Raw genomic sequence first — 17,165 nt, 5'->3', positions numbered from 1 at the left:
CGTCATCCGCCCGCCGTGGCGACCGTTCGTGACGCATCGATCGAGCTGGGGAGGCGGAGCGCCCGCTCGCGGAGAGGGGTCCGGGGCGCCAGAATGACGGCGAGCGGAGGGAGGCACGATGCGACGCCTCCGCGCCCTCGCCGCCGCGCTGCTCCTCCTGCCCGCCCTCGCGGCCTGCGCGCCGGGAGGCGCGACGGGCGCCCCGAGCGGCACCGCGGCGGCCACCGTGGCTGCGACCACCGCCACCCCGTCTCAGGCCACCCCCGACCCGGCCCGCTCCTCCGCCCCGTCCGCCCCGGCTCCCGGGGTCACCGTCTCCGTCCAGCAGAACCGCTCCGACATCGCCGGCGGCACCATGGCCTTCGAGGTCCACAACGGCAGCGGCGCCCTGATCGAGGTCACCGCGGCCCGCCTCACGGACCCGCGCCTCGCCGTCCCGCTCACCTGGACCGGCGGCACGGGCGTCCCCGACGGGACCTCGCGCGACCTCCGCGTCGACGTGCCCGAGCCCGCCTGCCCGGTCGCGGAAGCGCCCACTGCGCTCGAGGTCGTCCTCGCCATCGACGGCCACGGCGAGCACGCGTACCCCGCCGACGACCCGTTCTCGTTCGTCGACGCGCTCGCCCGGTCCGGCTGCTTCGCCCGCACCGTCGACGCCGACCTCGCCCTGCGGATCGACACGTCCGGAGGCGCCGCGCACGAGCCGGCGCGCCTCACCATCACCGCCGACGTCCGGGGCACCCCCCTCGTGCTCCGCAGCGTCGACGCCACGATCCTGCTGCAGCCGCCCGACGCCGCCGACGCCTGGACCCTCGACCGCTCCGTGCCCGCCGGGACCCTCGACTCCGTGGTCCTGGACGCCGTCCCCACCCGCTGCGACACCCACGCGCTCGCCGAGGACAAGGTCGGCACGCGCCTGCCGGTCACCGTCGAGACCGCGGGCCGGCAGGGCACCGTCGTCGTCGCCGCGACCCCCGAGCAGAAGGGCGAGCTCTACGCGTTCATCACCGCGTACTGCGCGTCCTGAGCGGGGAGGCGGGGGTCCGGGGGCGCGGACGTCGGCGCCGCGGACGCGTCTCGCCGTCCACCTCGGCCGTCACTCGCTGCCGCTCGCCCGCATCGGCAGGTTGCGCCGTCGGCCGCGCCGAGCCGGTCCCGCCCGCCGTGGGACGAGCCCGGCCTGCCCCGCCCGCCGTGGGACGAGCCCAGCCTGCGCCGCCCGGTGGCTCGGCTCAGCCCACTCGACTCAGCTCAGCCCGGTTCAGCCAGCACCCCGCTCCATTGCGCGCGCCCCAGCCGCGCCCGTCCGCTTCACGCCGGCGCCGTGCTCAGCGCCTGCAGCCCCGTCACCCGCAGCAGGTCGAGCCGCGCCTCGTCCTCGCTGCCCGGCGCCACCGTGTAGACGACGATCCGCAGGTCGGTGCCCGGAGCCGTGAGCACGTCGCAGTCGATCGTGATCGGTCCGACGGGCGTCCGCGTCACCGTCTTCCGGCTCGCGCGGTGCTCGGCGATGCGCGCCTCCGCCCAGCGCCGCTCGAACTCGGGCGACTCCTCCCGCAGCCGGGTGACGAGGGCGGCGAGCGCCGGATCGCGCGGGTAGCGTCCGGTCGCCGCGCGCAGGTCGGCCGCGAGGTCGGTCGCGAAGTCCTCCTCGTGCTGCGCGTCGAACTCGGTGCCGGCGTGGCCGGAGGTGAAGTGCCGCCAGACGAGGTTCCGCTCCAGCCCGGTGTACACCGAGGGGTCGCCGTTCAGGGCGGCCCAGAGCGGGTTCCACAGCAGGATGTCGTGGGCCGCCGTGAACACCGCGAGCGGCACGTCGCCCAGGCGGTCGACGATCCGCTGCACGCCCGGGCTCACGTGCTGCGGCACGACGCCCGGCGAGGGGACGGCGGCACCGGCGACCCGGTAGAGGTGGTCGCGCTCGCTGTCCGTGAGCCGGAGCGCGACCGCGAGCGAGCGGAGCATCGACAGCGACGGGTTCCGCGCGCGTCCCTGCTCGAGCCGCACCAGGTAGTCGACGCTCACTCCCGAGAGCGCCGCCAGCTCCTCGCGGCGCAGGCCCGTGGCGCGGCGGCCCGAGCCCGCGGGCAGGCCGACGTCGGCGGGACGGATGCGGTCGCGCCACGAGCGCAGCACCGTGGCGAACTCCTCCATGCCGCCCATCCTCCTCCGCCCGCCGTCGCCGAGCCAGGTACTGACGGTCCCCCCGTCGAGCGCGGCCTGGTCGAGGCCCGACGACCCGCGCAGGATGGGCGCATGACCACGACACTCATCACCGGAGCGAACCGCTCCCTCGGCCTCGAGACCGCCCGCCGACTCCTCGAGGCGGGCCACACCGTCTACGCCGGCATGCGCGACACCGCCGACGGCGACGCCGCCCGCGCGCTCGGCGCCCACCCCGTCCGCCTCGACGTCACCGATCAGGCGAGCGTCGACTCCGCGATCGCCTCCCTGCCCGGGCTCGACGTGCTCGTCAACAACGCCGGAGTGCTGGGCACCTCGTTCGGCGTCGACGACCTCACCCCGGAGGCGATGGCGGGCGTCCTCGAGACGAACGTCGTCGGCATCGTCCGCGTCACACAGGCCGCGCTCCCGCTGCTGCGGGCCTCCGCGGCCCCGGTCGTCGTGAACGTGGCGTCCGGAGTCGGCTGGCCGCGCTGGCTGAGCACCGAGGGCCACGACGAGTTCCCCGTCACCGCGATCCCCTACGCGGCATCGAAGGCGGCGGTCGTCGCGCTCACCGTGCAGTACGCGAAGAACCTGCCGGCGATGCGGATCAACGCGAGCGACCCCGGCTACACCGCGACCGACTTCAACGGACACGGCGGGCACCAGACCGTCACCGAGGGCACGGACGCGACCGTCGCGCTCGCCCTGCTCGGCTCCGACGGGCCGACGGGCGAGTTCCACGACCGGCGCGGGCGCATCGAGTACTGAGCGGTGGGGCGGGCGGGCGCGGCCGGGCGGAGGTGGCCGGACGCCGGCCCGGACCCGGCGGGCGTCCACGTGTCCGTTCGAGGAGCCGCAGCCCCGAGCCCGGCGTGCGCCCACGCGCCCGATCGGGAAGGTCCCGGCCCGACCCGGCGAGCGTCCGCGCACGCCAGAGACGCGGTGAGGTCCCCGAACCCGCCCTCGGCGCACCGGCCAGCACATGGTGATGAGGTGTCCTGTCTGCGCGGTCACCGGTCCTCGGTGCTGGGCTGTGAGTGACGGCCGGAGCCGGGACGCTGCCCACCGCGTGACAGAGGGCCGGATGAACCGCCGGCCCGACGGTGCGTGCTCGCTCCGGTGCGCCTACCGACTCACCGCGTCTCGTGTCAGCTCTGCAGCTCGACCCCCCAGTTCGTCCTCTGGACGTCGGCGTCGAGCCCGCGCAGCTCGCGCGCCACGGCGTCCGCCTGCTCGCGCAGCTCCCGCACCGGCAGCGCGGGCAGGCGGCGCAGCTCGCTCCGGAGCTGGCGGTAGCCGCGCTCGCCGGCGGCCGCGTCGGCCGCGCGGGTCAGGAGGCTGTGCCGGGCGCGCAGGGCCTCGCGCCGGGCGAGCGCCGCGGTCAGCACCTCTCCGGTGGGAGTGGTCGCCGTCGCGTTGGTGAGGTTGATCGCCGTGACCAGCCGCTCGAGCTCGCCCAGTGCGCGCGTGCAATCGGCGAGCAGCTCGGCCGGGTCCTCGGTCGGCTCCTCTCCCTCCTGGTAGGAGGCGTTCGCGACGATCCGCGACTGGAGGGCCTCGATCCGCTTCTGCAGGTCGGCCCGCTCGAGGAGTGCTTCGGCGAGAGTCATGCGACCAGGCAAGCACACATCGACGCGACCCGCGCCCCTAGGCTGCGACCGTGCCGCTGCAGAACCATCCCGGAGACGTCGAGTTCCCCGTCCGACCCCGGCTGCGCTACGCGCGGGCGGCCGATGCGCACCGGCGCGGTCAGGGCGCCGGACGCCGCGCGCTCCTGGTGACCGCCTTCGCGGCTCCGGTGGGCCTGGTCGGCTTCGCGTGGGGGCTCGCGCTCGGCGGCGGCGAGAGCGTCGCGTTCACGGCGTTCGCGTTCGCTCTGGCCTTCGGGCTGCTCGCCGCCACGGTCGGCTTCCAGCAGTGGGATGCGCGCGCGCCGCGCCGCGAGCAGCTCGCGTACCTCGGCGCGGCCGGCTCGCCGACCCCGTCCCTCCGCCAGCAGCAGCTGCTCGCGCTCGACGCGGTCAGCGACTTCTCGTTCGCCGGCTGGAACTCCTCCCTCGCGTTCCAGCCCTCCTGGGCCGAGCTCCCGGAGGAGCTGCGGCGCCGATACGCCGACGGAGCGAAAGGAGCGCCCTGGCAGCAGCTGTCGCTGCATCCGCTCGTCGAGCACCGGGTCGCGCTCGACCGCGACTTCCGCATCGCCTCGGCCGACGACGTCGAGCTGCTGGTCGCCGACGTGCTCACCCGCGGGCCGCTCTCGACCCGCTTCGCCGAGGTCTCGGCCTCCGGCGACGCCGAGCGGATGCGCTCCCGGGTCGCCGCGCTCACGGGCGGCAGCGAGTTCCACCTCCTCGAGCTCGCTCAGGCGGTCGACGGGCGGCCGCCGCTGCTCCTGCTCGCGGGCGACGCCGAGCGCACGATCGGCGCGATCCGCTACGCCTACGTCGCCGGCTACCTCCCGGCGGCGCGGGCCTGGGAGCTGCTGGCCGCGGTCGGCGACCGCGTCTTCGAGCGCTACTCCGGCTGGGACGCCTACTGGGCCGACGCGGCCCTCGCCATCGCCTTCCGCACCGACTCGCTCGGCGCAGTGCAGCACCACCACCGTCTGCGCGCGGAGCTCGCGGCCTCGGGGTGGCCGGCGGCGTCGGTGCCGTACCCGGGCTGAGCGCGGGGCGACTGCGGAGACGGTGCGACCGAGCTGGAGCGTCCGGATGGGAGGCGTGCGCCCGCGCGGTGACCTCCCTCGCCCACGGGGCTGTCGACGCGGAGAGCGCTGCGGCCCCGGGGTCAGCCCAGCTTCGAGGCGGGCACCGTCTCGAGGTGGAGCAGGTCGCGGCGCAGGCGCTGCGAGCGGACGTAGCTGCTCAGCACGTGCTCGGGCGAGGGCGGGGAGTCGCTCCCGCCGAGGAGGGCGCGCGCGGTCGTGAGGCGTGCGCGGCGGATCTCGTCGAACACGGTGGTGCCGTTCCGCGCGAAGGTGCGCTGCAGCGTCCGCTTCGGGACGCCGAGGCGCTCGCAGATCTCCTGGACCGAGAGGCGGGGGTCGGTGGACATCGCGGCGATCAGGGCGAGGGCGCGCGTGTAGACGTCCTCGCTGCTCTCGCGCGGCAGCGAGGTCGCCAGCACAGCGCCCGCCAGCTGCTCGACGGCGGCCCGCACCAGGGGGAAGGCGGGGGAGTCGGCGTCGAGGGTGGAGCCGAAGGTCGCGTTGACGGTCGAGAGCAGGATGCCGCGGCTGGCCGCGTCGGCCTCGGTGACGACGGCTCCGCGGTCGGCCGAGTCGACCAGGCCCAGCAGCGGGCGGTCGAGGGCGATCTCGGTGCGGGCGCTCGGGGTGTCGGTCACGATTGTGAACGGGGAGTCGCAGTGGAGGAAGGCGATGTCGCCCGGCGCGACGCGGACCTCGAGTGCCGCCGGATCGTCCGGCTGGATCACGATCGCGCCCTCGAGCGGGATGATCAGGCGGACGCCCGGTCCGATGGCGGAGGTGCGGTGCAGGCGGGCCGGCGAGTGCCAGATCCGGAGCACGTCGACGCCGTCGCTGCAGAGGGTGTCGGCCACGATGCGGAACGCGCCGTTCGCGCGGACGTCGACGCCGCTCTGGGCCAGCCACGCGGCCGCCGCGGTGTCCCGGCGGGACACTCCGCGATCGACGATCGGTCGGCTGCCTTCTGCGATTCCCCTCACGGCGGAGTCCTTTCCTCTGGCGCGTCCTCCGTACGACGCGATCCCTCTACCCTGGCCGATCCGGGCCGGTGGTGAGAAGTCTTCATGCGATCGCATCGTCGCTCATCTCCACCGCAAGGTGTCGGATCCCGCCATCGGGGGGCGGAACCTGACCTCCGGGGTGCGCCTCGGATCGACGTGGATCTCGAGCGCGGCGACGTCGGTGAAGGGCCGGTCGTCGCTCGTGCGGCCCCGCAGCACGATGGAGTGGCGGAGCGTCCGCGGTGCCCGCAGGGGCGCGATCGTGTAGTGCGCGACGGCCACGAATCCCGCTCCCGGGGCGACCCGCTCGGGCCGGCCGACGACGGTGACCGGGGCCTCGTCGTAGTCGAGCTCGACGCCCGAGCCGTCGGTGAAGGAGCCGCAGAACAGGGCGAGGTCGTGCAGGGCGGCGGTGCCGGAGTTGTGGAACTGCATCCAGAAGGTGATCACGGCGACGGAGCCGCACGCGGGCGCGAGCCGCACCGCGCTGCCGTCGAGGACGAGGTGCGGAGGCGCATCGAGCGTCGGAGCTCCGAGCATCAGCCGCGCCGCCTGACGCCCGCCGCCGGTGCGGCCGCCGGTTCCGCTGCGCTTCCCGCCAGCTGCAGGAGGCCGCACGCGGCGACCACTCCGACGAGGGCGGCCGCCCAGCTCAGGTCCTGCTGGTCGAACTCCCGGACGTGCGCCGGGACGCCCGCGAATCCGAGGATCCCCTGGGCCGCGGCGACGGTGGCGAAGGCGAGCAGCGCGGCCGTGGCGGCGACCGCGGCCGGAGCGGGCGGGTCGCCCTCCGAGTCCTGGGCGAAGCGGCGGACGGCGTGCGCGAGGGCGAGTGCGCAGAGGGCTGCGGCGACGAGGGCGGCCGCGGTGTAGGCGGGGCCGGCGGCCAGCAGGAGGAGGGCGCCGACGACGACCCGCAGGCAGGCCGGGAGGACGCCGGGAGCGCTGCATCCGCGCGCGCCCGGGCCTCCGCCGAGGGCCGCGGCGCGGGCGCGGGACTCCTCGAGGCGCCTCCGGACGCCATGAGGACCAGCGGCGCGGAGCAGGGCGGTCGCGCCCGAGGCGAGCAGCGCGACGCCGCCCTCGTCTTCCCCCTGCTCGTCGGCGTCGGCAGGGGTCATCGGGTCTCCTTCGGGGCGGGGACGGGGCGCGGCACCTCGATGATCCGTCCTCGCGGAGCGCCTCGGGAGGCCGGGCGCGAACGCTCACGAGGCAGGCGCGCCAGAACGTCAGAACGCGCCAGTGGACCGTGCCGCCGAGCTGTGCCAACGGCACCGCGGAACGTGCCACGCGCCTCCGAGTGCCCGCTGCGCGCCGTTTCGAGACGGCCTACGCTCACCGGATGGACGAGGTGCGGGACGCGTACGGCGCGCGGGCGGAGGAGTACGCGGCGCTGCTCGGATCGGTCGACGCGGGGCCCGCGGCCGATCGCGAGCTGATCGGGTCGTGGGCCGACGGGCTGGAGGGCACGGTCGCCGACGTGGGCTGCGGGCCCGGGCACTGGACGGAGTTCCTCCAGCGCCGCGGAGCCGCCGCGGTCGGCGTCGACCCGGTGCCGGAGTTCGTCGCGCTGGCTCGAGCGCGGTTCCCGGACGTCCCGTTCCGGCTCGGCTCGGCGCTCGAGCTCGACGTCGACGGCCTCGGGGGTGTTCTCGCGTGGTACTCGCTCATCCACCTGCCGCCGGCGGAGCTGCCCGGCGCGGTCGCGGCGCTCGCCGCGCACCTCCGACCGGGCGGAAGCCTGCTGATCGGCTTCTTCGAAGGGCCGCGCTCGGAGGCGTTCGCGCACGCCGTCGCACCGGCGTGGTTCCATCCGCTCGCCGAGATGCGCGCGCTCGCCGAGCAGGCCGGCCTCGAGGTGACCCACTCCCTCCGCCGCAGCGCCCCCGGCGTCCGCGACCACGGCGAGCTGATCGCTGTCCGCCCCCGCTGACGCCGAGCTGATCGCCGGCCTGTGATCCGGACGCCGCCGACGCCGCGCTGGTTCCGTGCTGACGGCACCCGCTCCCGCTGGTCATCGGCGGCCGACGTCCCGGCCCACCGCATCCCCTCGAGACACCACCGCCCCGCCGGGACGCCGCCGTCTCAGCGGTGCCGCGGCGGTCCCGGCGGTGTCCCGGCGGACGAGGGCCCCCGCGCCTAGAGGCGGTCGGCGCGCCACTCCGTGGGGATCTCCTCGCCGCGGCGGAACGCCTCCTCCTCGCGCTCGCGCAGCTCGACGCGGCGGATCTTGCCCGAGATCGTCTTGGGCAGGGGGTGGAACTCGAGGCGCCGCACCCGCTCGAAGGAGGAGAGCAGCTCGCGGGTGTGGGCGAAGATCGCGCTCGCCGTCTCGGCGGTCGGCTCCCAGCCCTCGGCGAGGGTGACGTACGCCTTCACCACGCTGTGGCGCACCTCGTCCGGAGCCGGCACCACCGCGGACTCGGCGACGGCGGGGTGCTGCAGCAGCACGCTCTCGACCTCGAACGGCGAGATCTTGAAGTCGGAGGACTTGAAGATGTCGTCGGTGCGGCCCACGAAGGTGATCGTGCCGTCGACCGCGCGGACCGCCACGTCGCCGGTGTGGAAGTAGCCGTCGGCGCGGGCGCGCTCGGTGCGGTCCTCGTCGCCGAGGTAGCCGGACATCAGGTTGACGGGCTCGACGGAGAGGTCGAGGCAGATCTCACCGGTGGAGGCGGGCTCGCCGGTCAGCGGATCGACGAGGGCGATGGCGACGCCGGGCAGCGCGCGGCCCATCGCTCCGGGGACCACGGGGGCGCCGGGCGGGTTCGCGATGATCGCGGTGGTCTCGGTCTGGCCGTAGCCGTCGCGGATGGTGAGTCCCCACTCCCGCTCGACGGTCGCGATGACCTCGGGGTTGAGCGGCTCGCCCGCCGAGAGGATCTCGGTCAGCGCGCGCGGCTTCGCTCCGAGCGCCGACTGGATCAGCATCCGCCACACGGTCGGCGGTGCGCAGAACGTGGTGACCTCGGCCCGGTCGAGCTGCTGGTGCAGAGCGGTGGGGGAGAAGCGGCTGTAGTTGTAGACGAACACCGTCGCCTCGGCGTTCCACGGCGCGAAGAAGCAGCTCCACGCGTGCTTGCCCCAGCCCGGCGAGCTGATCGCCATGTGCACGTCGCCCGGCTGGACGCCGAGCCAGTACATCGTGCTGAGGTGCCCCACGGGGTACGACTCGTGCGTGTGCACGACCATCTTGGGCTTCGAGGTGGTGCCGGAGGTGAAGTAGATCAGGCACGGATCGGAGCTCCGGACGACCACGGTCGGGCTGATGCCGAAGGGCTCGAGCGAGTCGGCGTAGTCGAGCCAGCCCTCGACGGCGCCGCCGACCGCGATGCGGCCGAAGCCGCCCTCCATCTCGTCGAACTTGGCTGTCTCGGAGGCGTCCGCGATGACGTGCGCGACCTCGCCGCGCTCGAGGCGGTCGGCCAGATCGGCGGGTGAGAGCAGGGTCGTCGTGGGGAGGATGACCGCGCCGAGCTTCATGATCGCGAGCATCGACTCCCACAGCTCGAGGCGGTTGCCGAGCATGAGCATCACGTGATCGCCCTGCTCGACGCCGACCGAGTGGAGCCAGGCGGCGACCTCGTCGGAGCGCCAGCGCATCCGGTCGAAGGAGTACTTCTCCTCGGAGCCGTCCTCCTCCACGATCCAGAGGGCGGGGCGCTCGTTGCCGATGGCGATCGCGTCGAACCAGTCCACCGCCCAGTTGAAGCGGGGCCCGACGTCCGGCCACTGGAAGGCCTCGTTCGCGGCGACCGCATCGGTGCGGTGCTGCAGGAGGGTGTCGCGGGCGGCGCGGAAGCTCCCGGTGGGGTTCATGCATGTCTCCGTAGCGGTCGAGGTCCGGCCGCTGGCGGGACCGACCCCATTCTGCTCCCGCCGCGGTGCCGGGTGCTGCGCGACGGATGCCCGGTGGGGACGCGCGTAGGAGGGAGCACCTGTGGAGGAGCGGCCGAGTCCGTCCCACGAACGACACGGCGTCAGCGGGAGGGCGGAGGGCTCGCCGCCGCAGCAGGCGCTCCCTCCGCTCCCTCCGCGGGACCTCAGTACTTGATGGACTGACCGCCGTCGATCGGGAGGACGGTCGCGTTCACGTACGAGGCGTCGTCCGAGAGGAGGAAGGCGACGACCGAGGCGATCTCGTCGGCCTCGCCGTAGCGCTTGGTCGGGTTGACCTGGATGAACTCCTCGGCCGCCTTGCGCGGGTTCTGCGGGTCGAGCTGCTTCATCGAGTTCTCGACCATCGGGGTCCAGATGGCCCCGGGCGCGATCGCGTTGACGCGGATGCCGAACTCGCCGTACTCGATCGCGGAGTTGCGGGTGAGGCCGACGACGCCGTGCTTCGCGGCCGCGTAGCCGGACTGGTTGCCGATCGCGGTGATGCCGCCGACGCTCGCGGTGTTGACGACCATGCCCGAGCCCTGCTCGCGCATCACCTTCAGCACCTTCTCGAGGCCGAGGAACACGCCGCGGAGGTTGATCGCGACGACCTTGTCGAACTCGTCGGCCGTGAAGTCCTCGGTGAGGTTCTGGCGGCCCTCGATGCCGGCGTTGTTGAAGAAGCCGTCGATGCGGCCGAACGCCTCGAGGGTGCGCGCGACGTAGGCGTCGACGTCCGCCTCCTTCGACACGTCGGCGAGGACGGTGATCGACTCGGTGCCCTCGGGCAGGACGTCGACCGTGGCGGCGAGGCCCTGCTCCGAGATGTCGACGAGGGCGAGCTTCGCGCCCTCCTGGGCGAGGCGGACGGCTGCGGCGCGGCCCAGGCCGGATCCACCTCCGGTGATGAGGACGACGCGGTCGGTGAAGCGGGTGCTGGTGGTGGTCATGACGACTCCTGCTCGAAGAGGGATGGGCTCGGAGGCCGTGCGGTCGGCGAGTCCGTATCCATGCGTCTGCATGCAATCGACTCCACGATACGCCACAGGTGTCGGTTGAGTCTGAGTGCGCGGTCAGGGATGGAGTGATCCGGGCTGTGGGCGCCCGCAGTCGAGCCCGGTGGACCCTCGCGAGCGGGGCCGCAGGATCCGATGCGAGCACTCGGGTTCTGGGCAGAGCCGCCCCCGACCCCGATCCGCCTGGCCGCCGCTTCCGGGCGACCGAGCCGCACCGGCCGAGCAGGCGAATCGCCGAGCCGCCCCGGCCGAGCAGGCGAGTCGCCTGGCCGCGGCCGATCCGCCGCTCGCCCGCCTACAGGTGCGGCTGCCCCGTCGAGGCGCTCGTCCCGCCGTCCACGGCGAGGATCGCGCCGGTGATGTACGCCGCGTCCGCGCTGGCGAGGAACAGCACCGGCGGGGCGATGTCGTCCGGCTGCCCGGGGCGTCCGAGGGCGATGCGGTCGATGAAGGGCGCGAGCTCCTCGGGGGTCGAGGCCATCGACTCGGTCAGCGGCGTCTGCGTGAAGGCGGGGGCGACGGCGTTGACCCGCACCCCGTGCGCGCCGAAGTCGAGGGCCAGCGACTGCACGAACGTCGTGATCGCGCCCTTGGTCGCGTTGTAGGCGGCCTGACCCCAGTCGCCGCGGATGCCCGACACGGAGGAGACGACGACGATGTTGCCGCGGCTCGCCTTGAGGTGGGGGAGCGCCGCCTTCACCGCGTAGAAGAGGGCGTCGACGTTCGTCGCGAAGAGCGAGCGCCAGGCGTCGTCCTCCACCTCCTCGATCGGGCCGCCGAGGTGGCCGGCCGCGTTGTTCACGAGGACGTCGATCCCGCCGAACCTCGCGACGGTGCCCTCGACGAGCGCGTCGACCTCGGCTCGGACCGAGACGTCGGTGGGCACGACCAGGACGCGCTCGGCCGGGAAGCCGGCGACGGTCTCCTCGAGCGTGGCGGGGGTGCGCCCGGCGACCGCGACGCTTGCGCCCTGCTCGAGGAAAGCGCGTGCGATGGAGCGGCCGATGCCGGAGCCGGCTCCGGTGATCAGGACGGTGCGTCCGGAGAAGGGGTAGGTGTTCGAGGCGATCATGGCGGTGCCTTCCGGGTGCAGAGGGGCGGCTCGGCGGGGTGCGCCGGGTGCGGCGGGCGTCGGATCCGCCCGGTGCCGATCATCCGCGGCACCCGAGCGGATCGACGGGCCGCCGCGCCGGTACGGAGGAGCTCCCCATCGATCCGCAGCACGGCCCCCGACCCTGGCAACCGCCGCAGAGTGCGGTCCGCGGCCGCGCGGGCTCGGGTAGACCGGAGGGACGCCAGTGGACAGGGGGAACCACCATGGACACCACGAGAACGACCGCTCCGCGCCGGGCGACGGGGCTCCGGGCGGGACGGCGCGCGACCGTGCTGGGCGCCTCGGCACTGCTCGCGGCGCTCGCTCTGAGCGGCTGCACGAGCGGCGCCGACCAGGCGGAGGAGGCGACACCCGCCGTTCCCGGCACCGCTGCTCCGACGACCGCCGCTCCGACCGCGACGCCCACCGAGGCTCCGCTCGGGCCCGTGACGCTGCCCGAGGGCGCGACCGCCGCCGTGCGGTGGACCGACCAGGTCGGCCCCGTCGATCCCCAGACCGTGTACCTCAGCGGCGATCCGCTGCACATCACCGTCTCGGTCGCCTGCGACACCGCGGACGCCGAGGTGACGATCGAGGTCGTCGGCCTGATGACGAGCGGATCGTCGTGCGTCTACAGCCCGAGCACGACCCGCACCGGCACCGGAGGCGGCAACACGGGCACCATGCAGATCGCCGTCGAGCAGGACGCCGAGATCAGGGTGACGACGGTGCCGGACGACGCGCACTGGTCGGCCGCCGTCTCGACCGGGGCGCGAACGGTCCCCGGGCCCTGACGCCGGTCCGCGCCCTCCGAGAACGCAGAAGTCGCGGTGGTCGAGAGCGCCCACCGCGACGTCCGGGTTCTCGAGTCGCCCGGGGCGTCAGCCGATCGGGACGCCGAGCTCGGCCATGAACGGCACGGCGTCGACCGCCTCGCCGTCGACCCTTGTCTCGAAGTGCAGGTGGCAGCCGGTGGAGGCGCCGGTCGAGCCGCGCAGCGCGATGACCTGGCCGACGGTGACGGTCTCGCCGACCGACACCATCAGCTCGCTGTTGTGGGCGTAGCCGGTCTCGATGCCGCCGCCGTTGTCGAGCAGGATCCAGTTGCCGTAGCTGCCCTGGTACGACGCCTCCTCGACGGTGCCGCTGGAGGCCGCGAGGACGGGCGTGCCGCAGGCGCCGGCGAGATCGGTGCCCTTGTGGAACAGGTTCACGCCGGCGACCGGCGCGTCGGGGCGGGGGCCGTAGCTGCTGCTGATGTGACCGGAGATCGGGACGACCCACGCTCCGGACGCTCCGGCGGCGGCCGCGGTCGACTCGCCGGAGGTGGCGGTGATCGCGTCGAGGGACGCGGTGGGCACGAGGACCTCGGGCTTGGCCTCGGCGGCGAAGGCGTCGCGGGTGACGCTCTGCTGCACGACTCCGGCCGCCACGAAGCTCTGCGGGCGGGCCGCGGCGACGGCGGTGGCCGTGTCGCGGGTCAGCTCGGAGTCGGCGGTGCCGCCCACGGCGAACGCGGGCATCGTCGACGTGATCGCGATGCCGGCCACGAGGGTCATCGCGGCGACGGCGGAGACGCGGGGTCGCGACGGGCCGCGGGAGGGGCGGCGGCCGCGGGACTCCTGCTCACGGAGCGAGCGACGGGTCGGGAGGGCGGACGGACTGCCGGTCTCGGCTCCTGCGGGGGTGGGAGTCGAGGCGCGTGACGAACGGTGCATGCAGAGGGGGTTCCAGGTCTGCCGACGCTCGAGGGGGGAGGCGAGCGCCGGGTGGGGCAGTGGGGCTGATCGCACGGCTGAGCCGATGCGACCCTCCAAACTACCCGCGTTCCGCCGGATCCGACCTGAGAGAAACCTCCGGAGTCAAGCGGTTGAGCGCATCGATCGGCTCTCGATCCGGAGTGGCGGGGGTGCGCCGGGTCGCCGGTGGGCGTGCTCAGCGGTCGGCGGTGAAGACGAGCAGGGCGATCACACCGGCGACCGTCGCCGCGACTCCGGAGCCCAGGCGCCACCACATCCACTTGTCGCGCCTGGGCCCGCGCACGGGACGCCGGAGGCCGGCGCGGCCCTGGTAGCCGCCGGGATCGTGCTGGAAGACCATGCCCCCAGCCTGCCGAACCCGCGCCCGTCGCGGGGTCACTCGCCCGCGACTCCCAGCCGCGAACGGCACCGCAGGGCTGAAGCGAGAGCCGAGGAGAAAGGAGGAGAGGCGGCGACCAGGGGGAAGGGGAGGCGGGACGGCACGGGCGCAGAACGGCCGCCGCCTGCGCGCCTAGCGCGGCCCGGGCGCGCTCGCCAGCGGGTTCGCGGGGCGGGTGCCGCTCGGTAGCGTGGGGGAGTCGGCCGGAGCGGTCGACGAGCGGAGGAGCGGACATGGCCGGGACCGGCAAGGACAAGGACGCACGCGACAAGGCGGCGCAGAAGCGCGCGAAGAAGGCGCTGAAGAAGGCCGAGAAGTCGGTGCGCGCGGCGCACGAGGCGGTCCGCGACTCCAGCAAGAAGCTGCGCAAGAAGGCCCGCAAGCTGGCCGAGCAGACCGAGAAGCTCAAGCGGACCCAGGAGAAGGCGGCGAAGAAGGCGGCCGCGGCCGAGAACCGCCCGACCACGCCGAAGCACGCCGCCGAGCCGGCGGTCGGCGCCCTCGACCTCACCCCGCCGCTTCCCGGCTCGCAGGAGCCCGCCGAGGATCAGGAGTCCGCCGAGGACGCCGGTGCCGCGGCCGGGTCCGCCGCCCAGCAGGAGCCGGCCCCCGACTCCGACCCCGCGCACACCCCGGACCTCACCCCGCCGATGCCGCGCTCGGCCTCCTGAGCGCACCCGTCTGAGCGCCGCATGCCGGTGCGGGCTCAGGAGAATCGCACCCGCCGATGCGCCGCCCGCCTGAGAATCCGCACAGGGTACTCGGGCTGGCGTGCCCCGCGAGGTGAACAGCAGGTGAAGCCTCGCGACCACGCCGAAACGCCTCCCGCCGCGGGAGCATCATGTCTGCGTGGATCCCTTCATCCTGCTCGCGCTCGTCGTCGTCACGGCCCTCGCCTTCGACTTCACCAACGGCTTCCATGACACGGCGAACGCGATGGCCACGTCCATCGCGACCGGTGCCCTGAAGCCCCGCACCGCCGTCGCCCTCTCGGCGTCGCTGAACCTCGTCGGTGCGTTCCTCAGCATCGAGGTGGCGCTGACCGTCACCAACGCGGTCGTGAAGATCCAGGATTCCTCGGGCGCACCCGATCCGGCGCTGCTCGAGGACGGCGGATCCGCTCTGCTGCTGATCGTGCTGGCCGGCCTCATCGGCGGCATCGTCTGGAACCTGCTGACCTGGCTGCTCGGCCTTCCCTCGAGCTCGTCGCACGCCCTCTTCGGCGGCCTGATCGGCTCCGCTCTCGCGGGCCTCGGCCTCAACGGCGTGAACTGGGCCGGCGACGGCACGAAGCTCGACGGCGTCGTCGGCAAGGTGATCCTCCCGGCGCTGATGTCGCCCGTGCTCGCCGGCGCGGTCGCGGCGATCGGCACCTGGCTCGTCTTCCGCGTGATCGGCAACCTCGCCGAGAAGAGCCTCCACCGCGGCTTCCGCTTCGGCCAGATCGGCAGCGCCTCCCTCGTCTCGCTCGCGCACGGCACCAACGACGCGCAGAAGACCATGGGAGTGATCACGCTCGCGCTGATCGCGGCCGGCGGCTGGAGCGACACCGAGTCGGTCCCCTTCTGGGTCAAGCTCAGCTGCGCGCTGGCCATCTCGCTCGGCACCTACATCGGCGGCTGGCGGATCATCCGCACCGTCGGCAAGGGCCTCGTCGAGATCGACACCCCGCAGGGCATGGCCGCCGAGAGCGCCTCCGCCGCGGTCATCCTCGCCTCCAGCCACCTCGGCTTCGCCCTCTCGACCACCCACGTCGCGACCGGCTCGATCCTCGGCTCCGGAGTCGGCCGCCCCGGCGCGCAGGTGCGCTGGCGCGTGGCGCTGCGCATGGTGATCGCCTGGGTCATCACGCTCCCGGCCGCCGCTCTCGTCGGCGCCGTGATGTGGTGGATCGGCCACCTCGTCGGAGGCGCGGCCGGCGGCCTCCTGATGGCCGCGATCCTCGTCGCCGTCGCCTCCCTCATCTACATCCGCTCGCGCCGCGACAGCATCGGCGCGCACAACGTCAACGACGAGTGGCAGGACGCGGCGGCACGCCCCGCGCCCGAGACCGCCGGCGTCTGAGCGAAAGGATCCGCACCGTGCTCTCCCTCTTCCTCTCCGCCGCCGGCCAGGTGGCCCTCGTCGCCGTGCTCCTCGGAGCGGGCCTGCCCGTGCTCTTCGCCGTCGGCGTCCGCTCCTTCGCCGTCGCCGCCGGTGCTCCCGCCTCGGGCGGGTCGGACGCCCCCGCGGTCCGGAGCGGTCTGCCCGCCCCGGTGCTGCGCGGGATCGGCGTGCTCTGCTTCGCCCTCGTCGTCGGCTCCGTCGTGATCGGCCTGAGCGTCATCATCGCGACGGGCCTCGGCCAGTCGGTGAGCTTCGAGCACGTGATCCCGACCTTCGTGCCCAAGGGCTGAGCATGGCCTCGACCGATCCGATCGCGGCGCGGGAGGGGATCGTCGCCCGCGTGGTCGGCTGGCTGCGCGCGGGCTACCCGTCGGGCGTGCCGGAGCAGGACTACCTGCCGCTGCTGGGCCTGCTGCGCCGCAGCCTCACGACGGACGAGGTCGAGCAGGTCGTCGCGCGGCTCCTGTCGGAGTCGGAGCGGGCCGAGACGGTCGTCTCACGGGCCGTGGTCCGCGAGCGGATCGAGCAGCTGCTGCTCGGACCGGCGATGCCCGAGGACGTCGCCCGCGTCTCCTCGCGGCTCGCGAGCGCGGGCTGGCCGCTGGCGGGCCCGGAGTCGCTGGCCGAGCCGGACACCCGCGAGGGCCTGGTCGCGCGCATCGTCCGCTGGCTGCGCGCCGGCTATCCGGCCGGGCTGCCCGAGCAGGACTTCGTGCCGCTGCTGGCGCTCCTCCGCCGCCGTCTGAGCGACGAGGAGGTGGCCGAGGTGGCCGCCGGTCTCGCCGCTGACGCGCCCGCCTCCCGCGCGGACGTCGGCACCGCGATCGCCGGAGTGACCTCGGAGCTGCCCTCGGAGGAGGACATCGAGCGCGTGCGCCGGTCGCTGGCCGCGCTGGGCTGGCCGGAGGAGTTCGCGAGCTGACGCGCCGCGGCCCGGGCTTCGGGCCACAGGAGTCCGCGTGCCGATCCGCCGCTGTCGCCGGCGATCCGGCCGGAGAGGCCGCGAGCGGACCCGCCTCGCCGCGATCCCGGGCGGTCCAGCCGTCGAAGGGTGA

The 17,165-nt window shown here is 74.3% G+C and carries 19 protein-coding genes; 9 read left to right on the top strand and 10 right to left on the bottom strand.

Annotated elements, in window-relative coordinates:
- Window positions 1-118: 118 nt before the first annotated feature.
- Window positions 119-1,027, top strand: a complete 909-nt coding sequence (locus C5C25_RS09640; RefSeq protein ID WP_104250466.1) for a hypothetical protein — start codon at window positions 119-121, stop codon at window positions 1,025-1,027.
- 284 nt (window positions 1,028-1,311) lie between these two features.
- Here C5C25_RS09640 and C5C25_RS09635 read toward each other — a convergent pair whose 3' ends face one another.
- Window positions 1,312-2,154: a helix-turn-helix transcriptional regulator gene (locus C5C25_RS09635; RefSeq protein ID WP_104250465.1), complete on the bottom strand. Its 843-nt coding sequence runs from the start codon at window positions 2,152-2,154 to the stop codon at window positions 1,312-1,314.
- 102 nt (window positions 2,155-2,256) lie between these two features.
- On the opposite strand from C5C25_RS09635, the gene C5C25_RS09630 reads away from it, so the two are divergent.
- Window positions 2,257-2,937 (top strand): SDR family NAD(P)-dependent oxidoreductase, encoded by a 681-nt coding sequence (locus C5C25_RS09630; RefSeq protein ID WP_104227483.1) that lies wholly within the window; start codon window positions 2,257-2,259, stop codon window positions 2,935-2,937.
- 380 nt (window positions 2,938-3,317) lie between these two features.
- On the opposite strand, the gene C5C25_RS09625 is transcribed toward C5C25_RS09630, so the two are convergent.
- Window positions 3,318-3,779: a DIP1984 family protein gene (locus C5C25_RS09625; protein WP_104224023.1), complete on the bottom strand. Its 462-nt coding sequence runs from the start codon at window positions 3,777-3,779 to the stop codon at window positions 3,318-3,320.
- Window positions 3,780-3,829: 50 nt separating this feature from the next.
- Here C5C25_RS09625 and C5C25_RS09620 point away from each other — a divergent pair, with 50 nt between their 5' ends.
- Window positions 3,830-4,834, top strand: a complete 1,005-nt coding sequence (locus C5C25_RS09620; protein WP_104250464.1) for a DUF1266 domain-containing protein — start codon at window positions 3,830-3,832, stop codon at window positions 4,832-4,834.
- A 122-nt stretch (window positions 4,835-4,956) separates the two neighbouring features.
- Here the strand turns inward: C5C25_RS09620 and C5C25_RS09615 are convergent, their stop codons facing one another.
- From C5C25_RS09615 to C5C25_RS09605, 3 genes are all read right to left on the bottom strand, one after another.
- Window positions 4,957-5,811 (bottom strand): helix-turn-helix domain-containing protein, encoded by an 855-nt coding sequence (locus tag C5C25_RS09615; RefSeq protein ID WP_146085188.1) that lies wholly within the window; start codon window positions 5,809-5,811, stop codon window positions 4,957-4,959.
- A gap of 147 nt (window positions 5,812-5,958) precedes the next feature.
- Window positions 5,959-6,417 (bottom strand): hypothetical protein, encoded by a 459-nt coding sequence (locus C5C25_RS09610; protein WP_104250462.1) that lies wholly within the window; start codon window positions 6,415-6,417, stop codon window positions 5,959-5,961.
- Complete coding sequence (locus C5C25_RS09605) at window positions 6,417-6,998, bottom strand: hypothetical protein (RefSeq protein ID WP_104250461.1); 582 nt, start codon at window positions 6,996-6,998, stop codon at window positions 6,417-6,419. The genes C5C25_RS09610 and C5C25_RS09605 overlap by 1 nt, the downstream gene beginning before the upstream one ends.
- A gap of 221 nt (window positions 6,999-7,219) precedes the next feature.
- On the opposite strand from C5C25_RS09605, the gene C5C25_RS09600 reads away from it, so the two are divergent.
- On the top strand, window positions 7,220-7,810 hold the full coding sequence (locus C5C25_RS09600) for a trans-aconitate 2-methyltransferase (RefSeq protein WP_104250460.1): 591 nt from the start codon (window positions 7,220-7,222) through the stop codon (window positions 7,808-7,810).
- A gap of 206 nt (window positions 7,811-8,016) precedes the next feature.
- Here C5C25_RS09600 and C5C25_RS09595 read toward each other — a convergent pair whose 3' ends face one another.
- From C5C25_RS09595 to C5C25_RS09585, 3 genes are all read right to left on the bottom strand, one after another.
- On the bottom strand, window positions 8,017-9,696 hold the full coding sequence (locus tag C5C25_RS09595; protein ID WP_104250459.1) for an AMP-binding protein: 1,680 nt from the start codon (window positions 9,694-9,696) through the stop codon (window positions 8,017-8,019).
- Between the two features lie 224 nt (window positions 9,697-9,920).
- Window positions 9,921-10,706: a glucose 1-dehydrogenase gene (locus C5C25_RS09590; protein ID WP_258069382.1), complete on the bottom strand. Its 786-nt coding sequence runs from the start codon at window positions 10,704-10,706 to the stop codon at window positions 9,921-9,923.
- A gap of 361 nt (window positions 10,707-11,067) precedes the next feature.
- A complete protein-coding gene (locus C5C25_RS09585) occupies window positions 11,068-11,844 on the bottom strand; it encodes an SDR family NAD(P)-dependent oxidoreductase (protein ID WP_258069381.1) in 777 nt (258 codons plus the stop codon).
- 245 nt (window positions 11,845-12,089) lie between these two features.
- On the opposite strand from C5C25_RS09585, the gene C5C25_RS09580 reads away from it, so the two are divergent.
- The gene (locus tag C5C25_RS09580; RefSeq protein WP_104250457.1) at window positions 12,090-12,659 is read left to right on the top strand and encodes a hypothetical protein; all 570 of its coding nucleotides are present in this window, start codon (window positions 12,090-12,092) and stop codon (window positions 12,657-12,659) included.
- 87 nt (window positions 12,660-12,746) lie between these two features.
- Here C5C25_RS09580 and C5C25_RS09575 read toward each other — a convergent pair whose 3' ends face one another.
- Together C5C25_RS09575 and C5C25_RS16530 are read right to left on the bottom strand one after the other, a co-directional pair.
- Complete coding sequence (locus C5C25_RS09575) at window positions 12,747-13,583, bottom strand: M23 family metallopeptidase (RefSeq protein ID WP_104250456.1); 837 nt, start codon at window positions 13,581-13,583, stop codon at window positions 12,747-12,749.
- Window positions 13,584-13,800: 217 nt separating this feature from the next.
- Complete coding sequence (locus C5C25_RS16530) at window positions 13,801-13,965, bottom strand: hypothetical protein (protein ID WP_159940529.1); 165 nt, start codon at window positions 13,963-13,965, stop codon at window positions 13,801-13,803.
- 272 nt (window positions 13,966-14,237) lie between these two features.
- Here C5C25_RS16530 and C5C25_RS09570 point away from each other — a divergent pair, with 272 nt between their 5' ends.
- The 4 genes from C5C25_RS09570 (at window position 14,238) to C5C25_RS09555 (ending at window position 17,032) form a co-directional block, all read left to right on the top strand.
- Complete coding sequence (locus C5C25_RS09570; RefSeq protein ID WP_104250455.1) at window positions 14,238-14,675, top strand: hypothetical protein; 438 nt, start codon at window positions 14,238-14,240, stop codon at window positions 14,673-14,675.
- A 178-nt stretch (window positions 14,676-14,853) separates the two neighbouring features.
- On the top strand, window positions 14,854-16,068 hold the full coding sequence (locus tag C5C25_RS09565; protein WP_104224012.1) for an inorganic phosphate transporter: 1,215 nt from the start codon (window positions 14,854-14,856) through the stop codon (window positions 16,066-16,068).
- Between the two features lie 17 nt (window positions 16,069-16,085).
- Window positions 16,086-16,400, top strand: a complete 315-nt coding sequence (locus C5C25_RS09560) for a hypothetical protein (RefSeq protein WP_104227380.1) — start codon at window positions 16,086-16,088, stop codon at window positions 16,398-16,400.
- 2 nt (window positions 16,401-16,402) lie between these two features.
- Window positions 16,403-17,032 (top strand): DUF3349 domain-containing protein, encoded by a 630-nt coding sequence (locus C5C25_RS09555; protein WP_104224010.1) that lies wholly within the window; start codon window positions 16,403-16,405, stop codon window positions 17,030-17,032.
- Window positions 17,033-17,165: the final 133 nt, after the last annotated feature.

The organism is Rathayibacter sp. AY2B9 (genome assembly GCF_002931595.1).
Lineage (GTDB): Bacteria > Actinomycetota > Actinomycetes > Actinomycetales > Microbacteriaceae > Rathayibacter.
Note: the sequence above shows the minus strand (reverse complement) of the source record. Positions and strands in the feature narration are given on the sequence as shown.

Excerpts from the sequence above, each read along its gene's own strand:
- C5C25_RS09640 (WP_104250466.1), top strand. The coding sequence starts at position 119 with ATGCGACGCCTCCGCGCCCTCGCCGCCGCGCTGCTCCTCCTGCCCGCC.
- C5C25_RS09635 (WP_104250465.1), bottom strand. The coding sequence starts at position 2,154 with ATGGAGGAGTTCGCCACGGTGCTGCGCTCGTGGCGCGACCGCATCCGT.
- C5C25_RS09630 (WP_104227483.1), top strand. The coding sequence starts at position 2,257 with ATGACCACGACACTCATCACCGGAGCGAACCGCTCCCTCGGCCTCGAG.
- C5C25_RS09625 (WP_104224023.1), bottom strand. The coding sequence starts at position 3,779 with ATGACTCTCGCCGAAGCACTCCTCGAGCGGGCCGACCTGCAGAAGCGG.
- C5C25_RS09610 (WP_104250462.1), bottom strand. The coding sequence starts at position 6,417 with ATGCTCGGAGCTCCGACGCTCGATGCGCCTCCGCACCTCGTCCTCGAC.
- C5C25_RS09605 (WP_104250461.1), bottom strand. The coding sequence starts at position 6,998 with ATGACCCCTGCCGACGCCGACGAGCAGGGGGAAGACGAGGGCGGCGTC.
- C5C25_RS09600 (WP_104250460.1), top strand. The coding sequence starts at position 7,220 with ATGGACGAGGTGCGGGACGCGTACGGCGCGCGGGCGGAGGAGTACGCG.
- C5C25_RS09595 (WP_104250459.1), bottom strand. The coding sequence starts at position 9,696 with ATGAACCCCACCGGGAGCTTCCGCGCCGCCCGCGACACCCTCCTGCAG.
- C5C25_RS09590 (WP_258069382.1), bottom strand. The coding sequence starts at position 10,706 with ATGACCACCACCAGCACCCGCTTCACCGACCGCGTCGTCCTCATCACC.
- C5C25_RS09585 (WP_258069381.1), bottom strand. The coding sequence starts at position 11,844 with ATGATCGCCTCGAACACCTACCCCTTCTCCGGACGCACCGTCCTGATC.
- C5C25_RS09580 (WP_104250457.1), top strand. The coding sequence starts at position 12,090 with ATGGACACCACGAGAACGACCGCTCCGCGCCGGGCGACGGGGCTCCGG.
- C5C25_RS09575 (WP_104250456.1), bottom strand. The coding sequence starts at position 13,583 with ATGCACCGTTCGTCACGCGCCTCGACTCCCACCCCCGCAGGAGCCGAG.
- C5C25_RS16530 (WP_159940529.1), bottom strand. The coding sequence starts at position 13,965 with ATGGTCTTCCAGCACGATCCCGGCGGCTACCAGGGCCGCGCCGGCCTC.
- C5C25_RS09570 (WP_104250455.1), top strand. The coding sequence starts at position 14,238 with ATGGCCGGGACCGGCAAGGACAAGGACGCACGCGACAAGGCGGCGCAG.
- C5C25_RS09555 (WP_104224010.1), top strand. The coding sequence starts at position 16,403 with ATGGCCTCGACCGATCCGATCGCGGCGCGGGAGGGGATCGTCGCCCGC.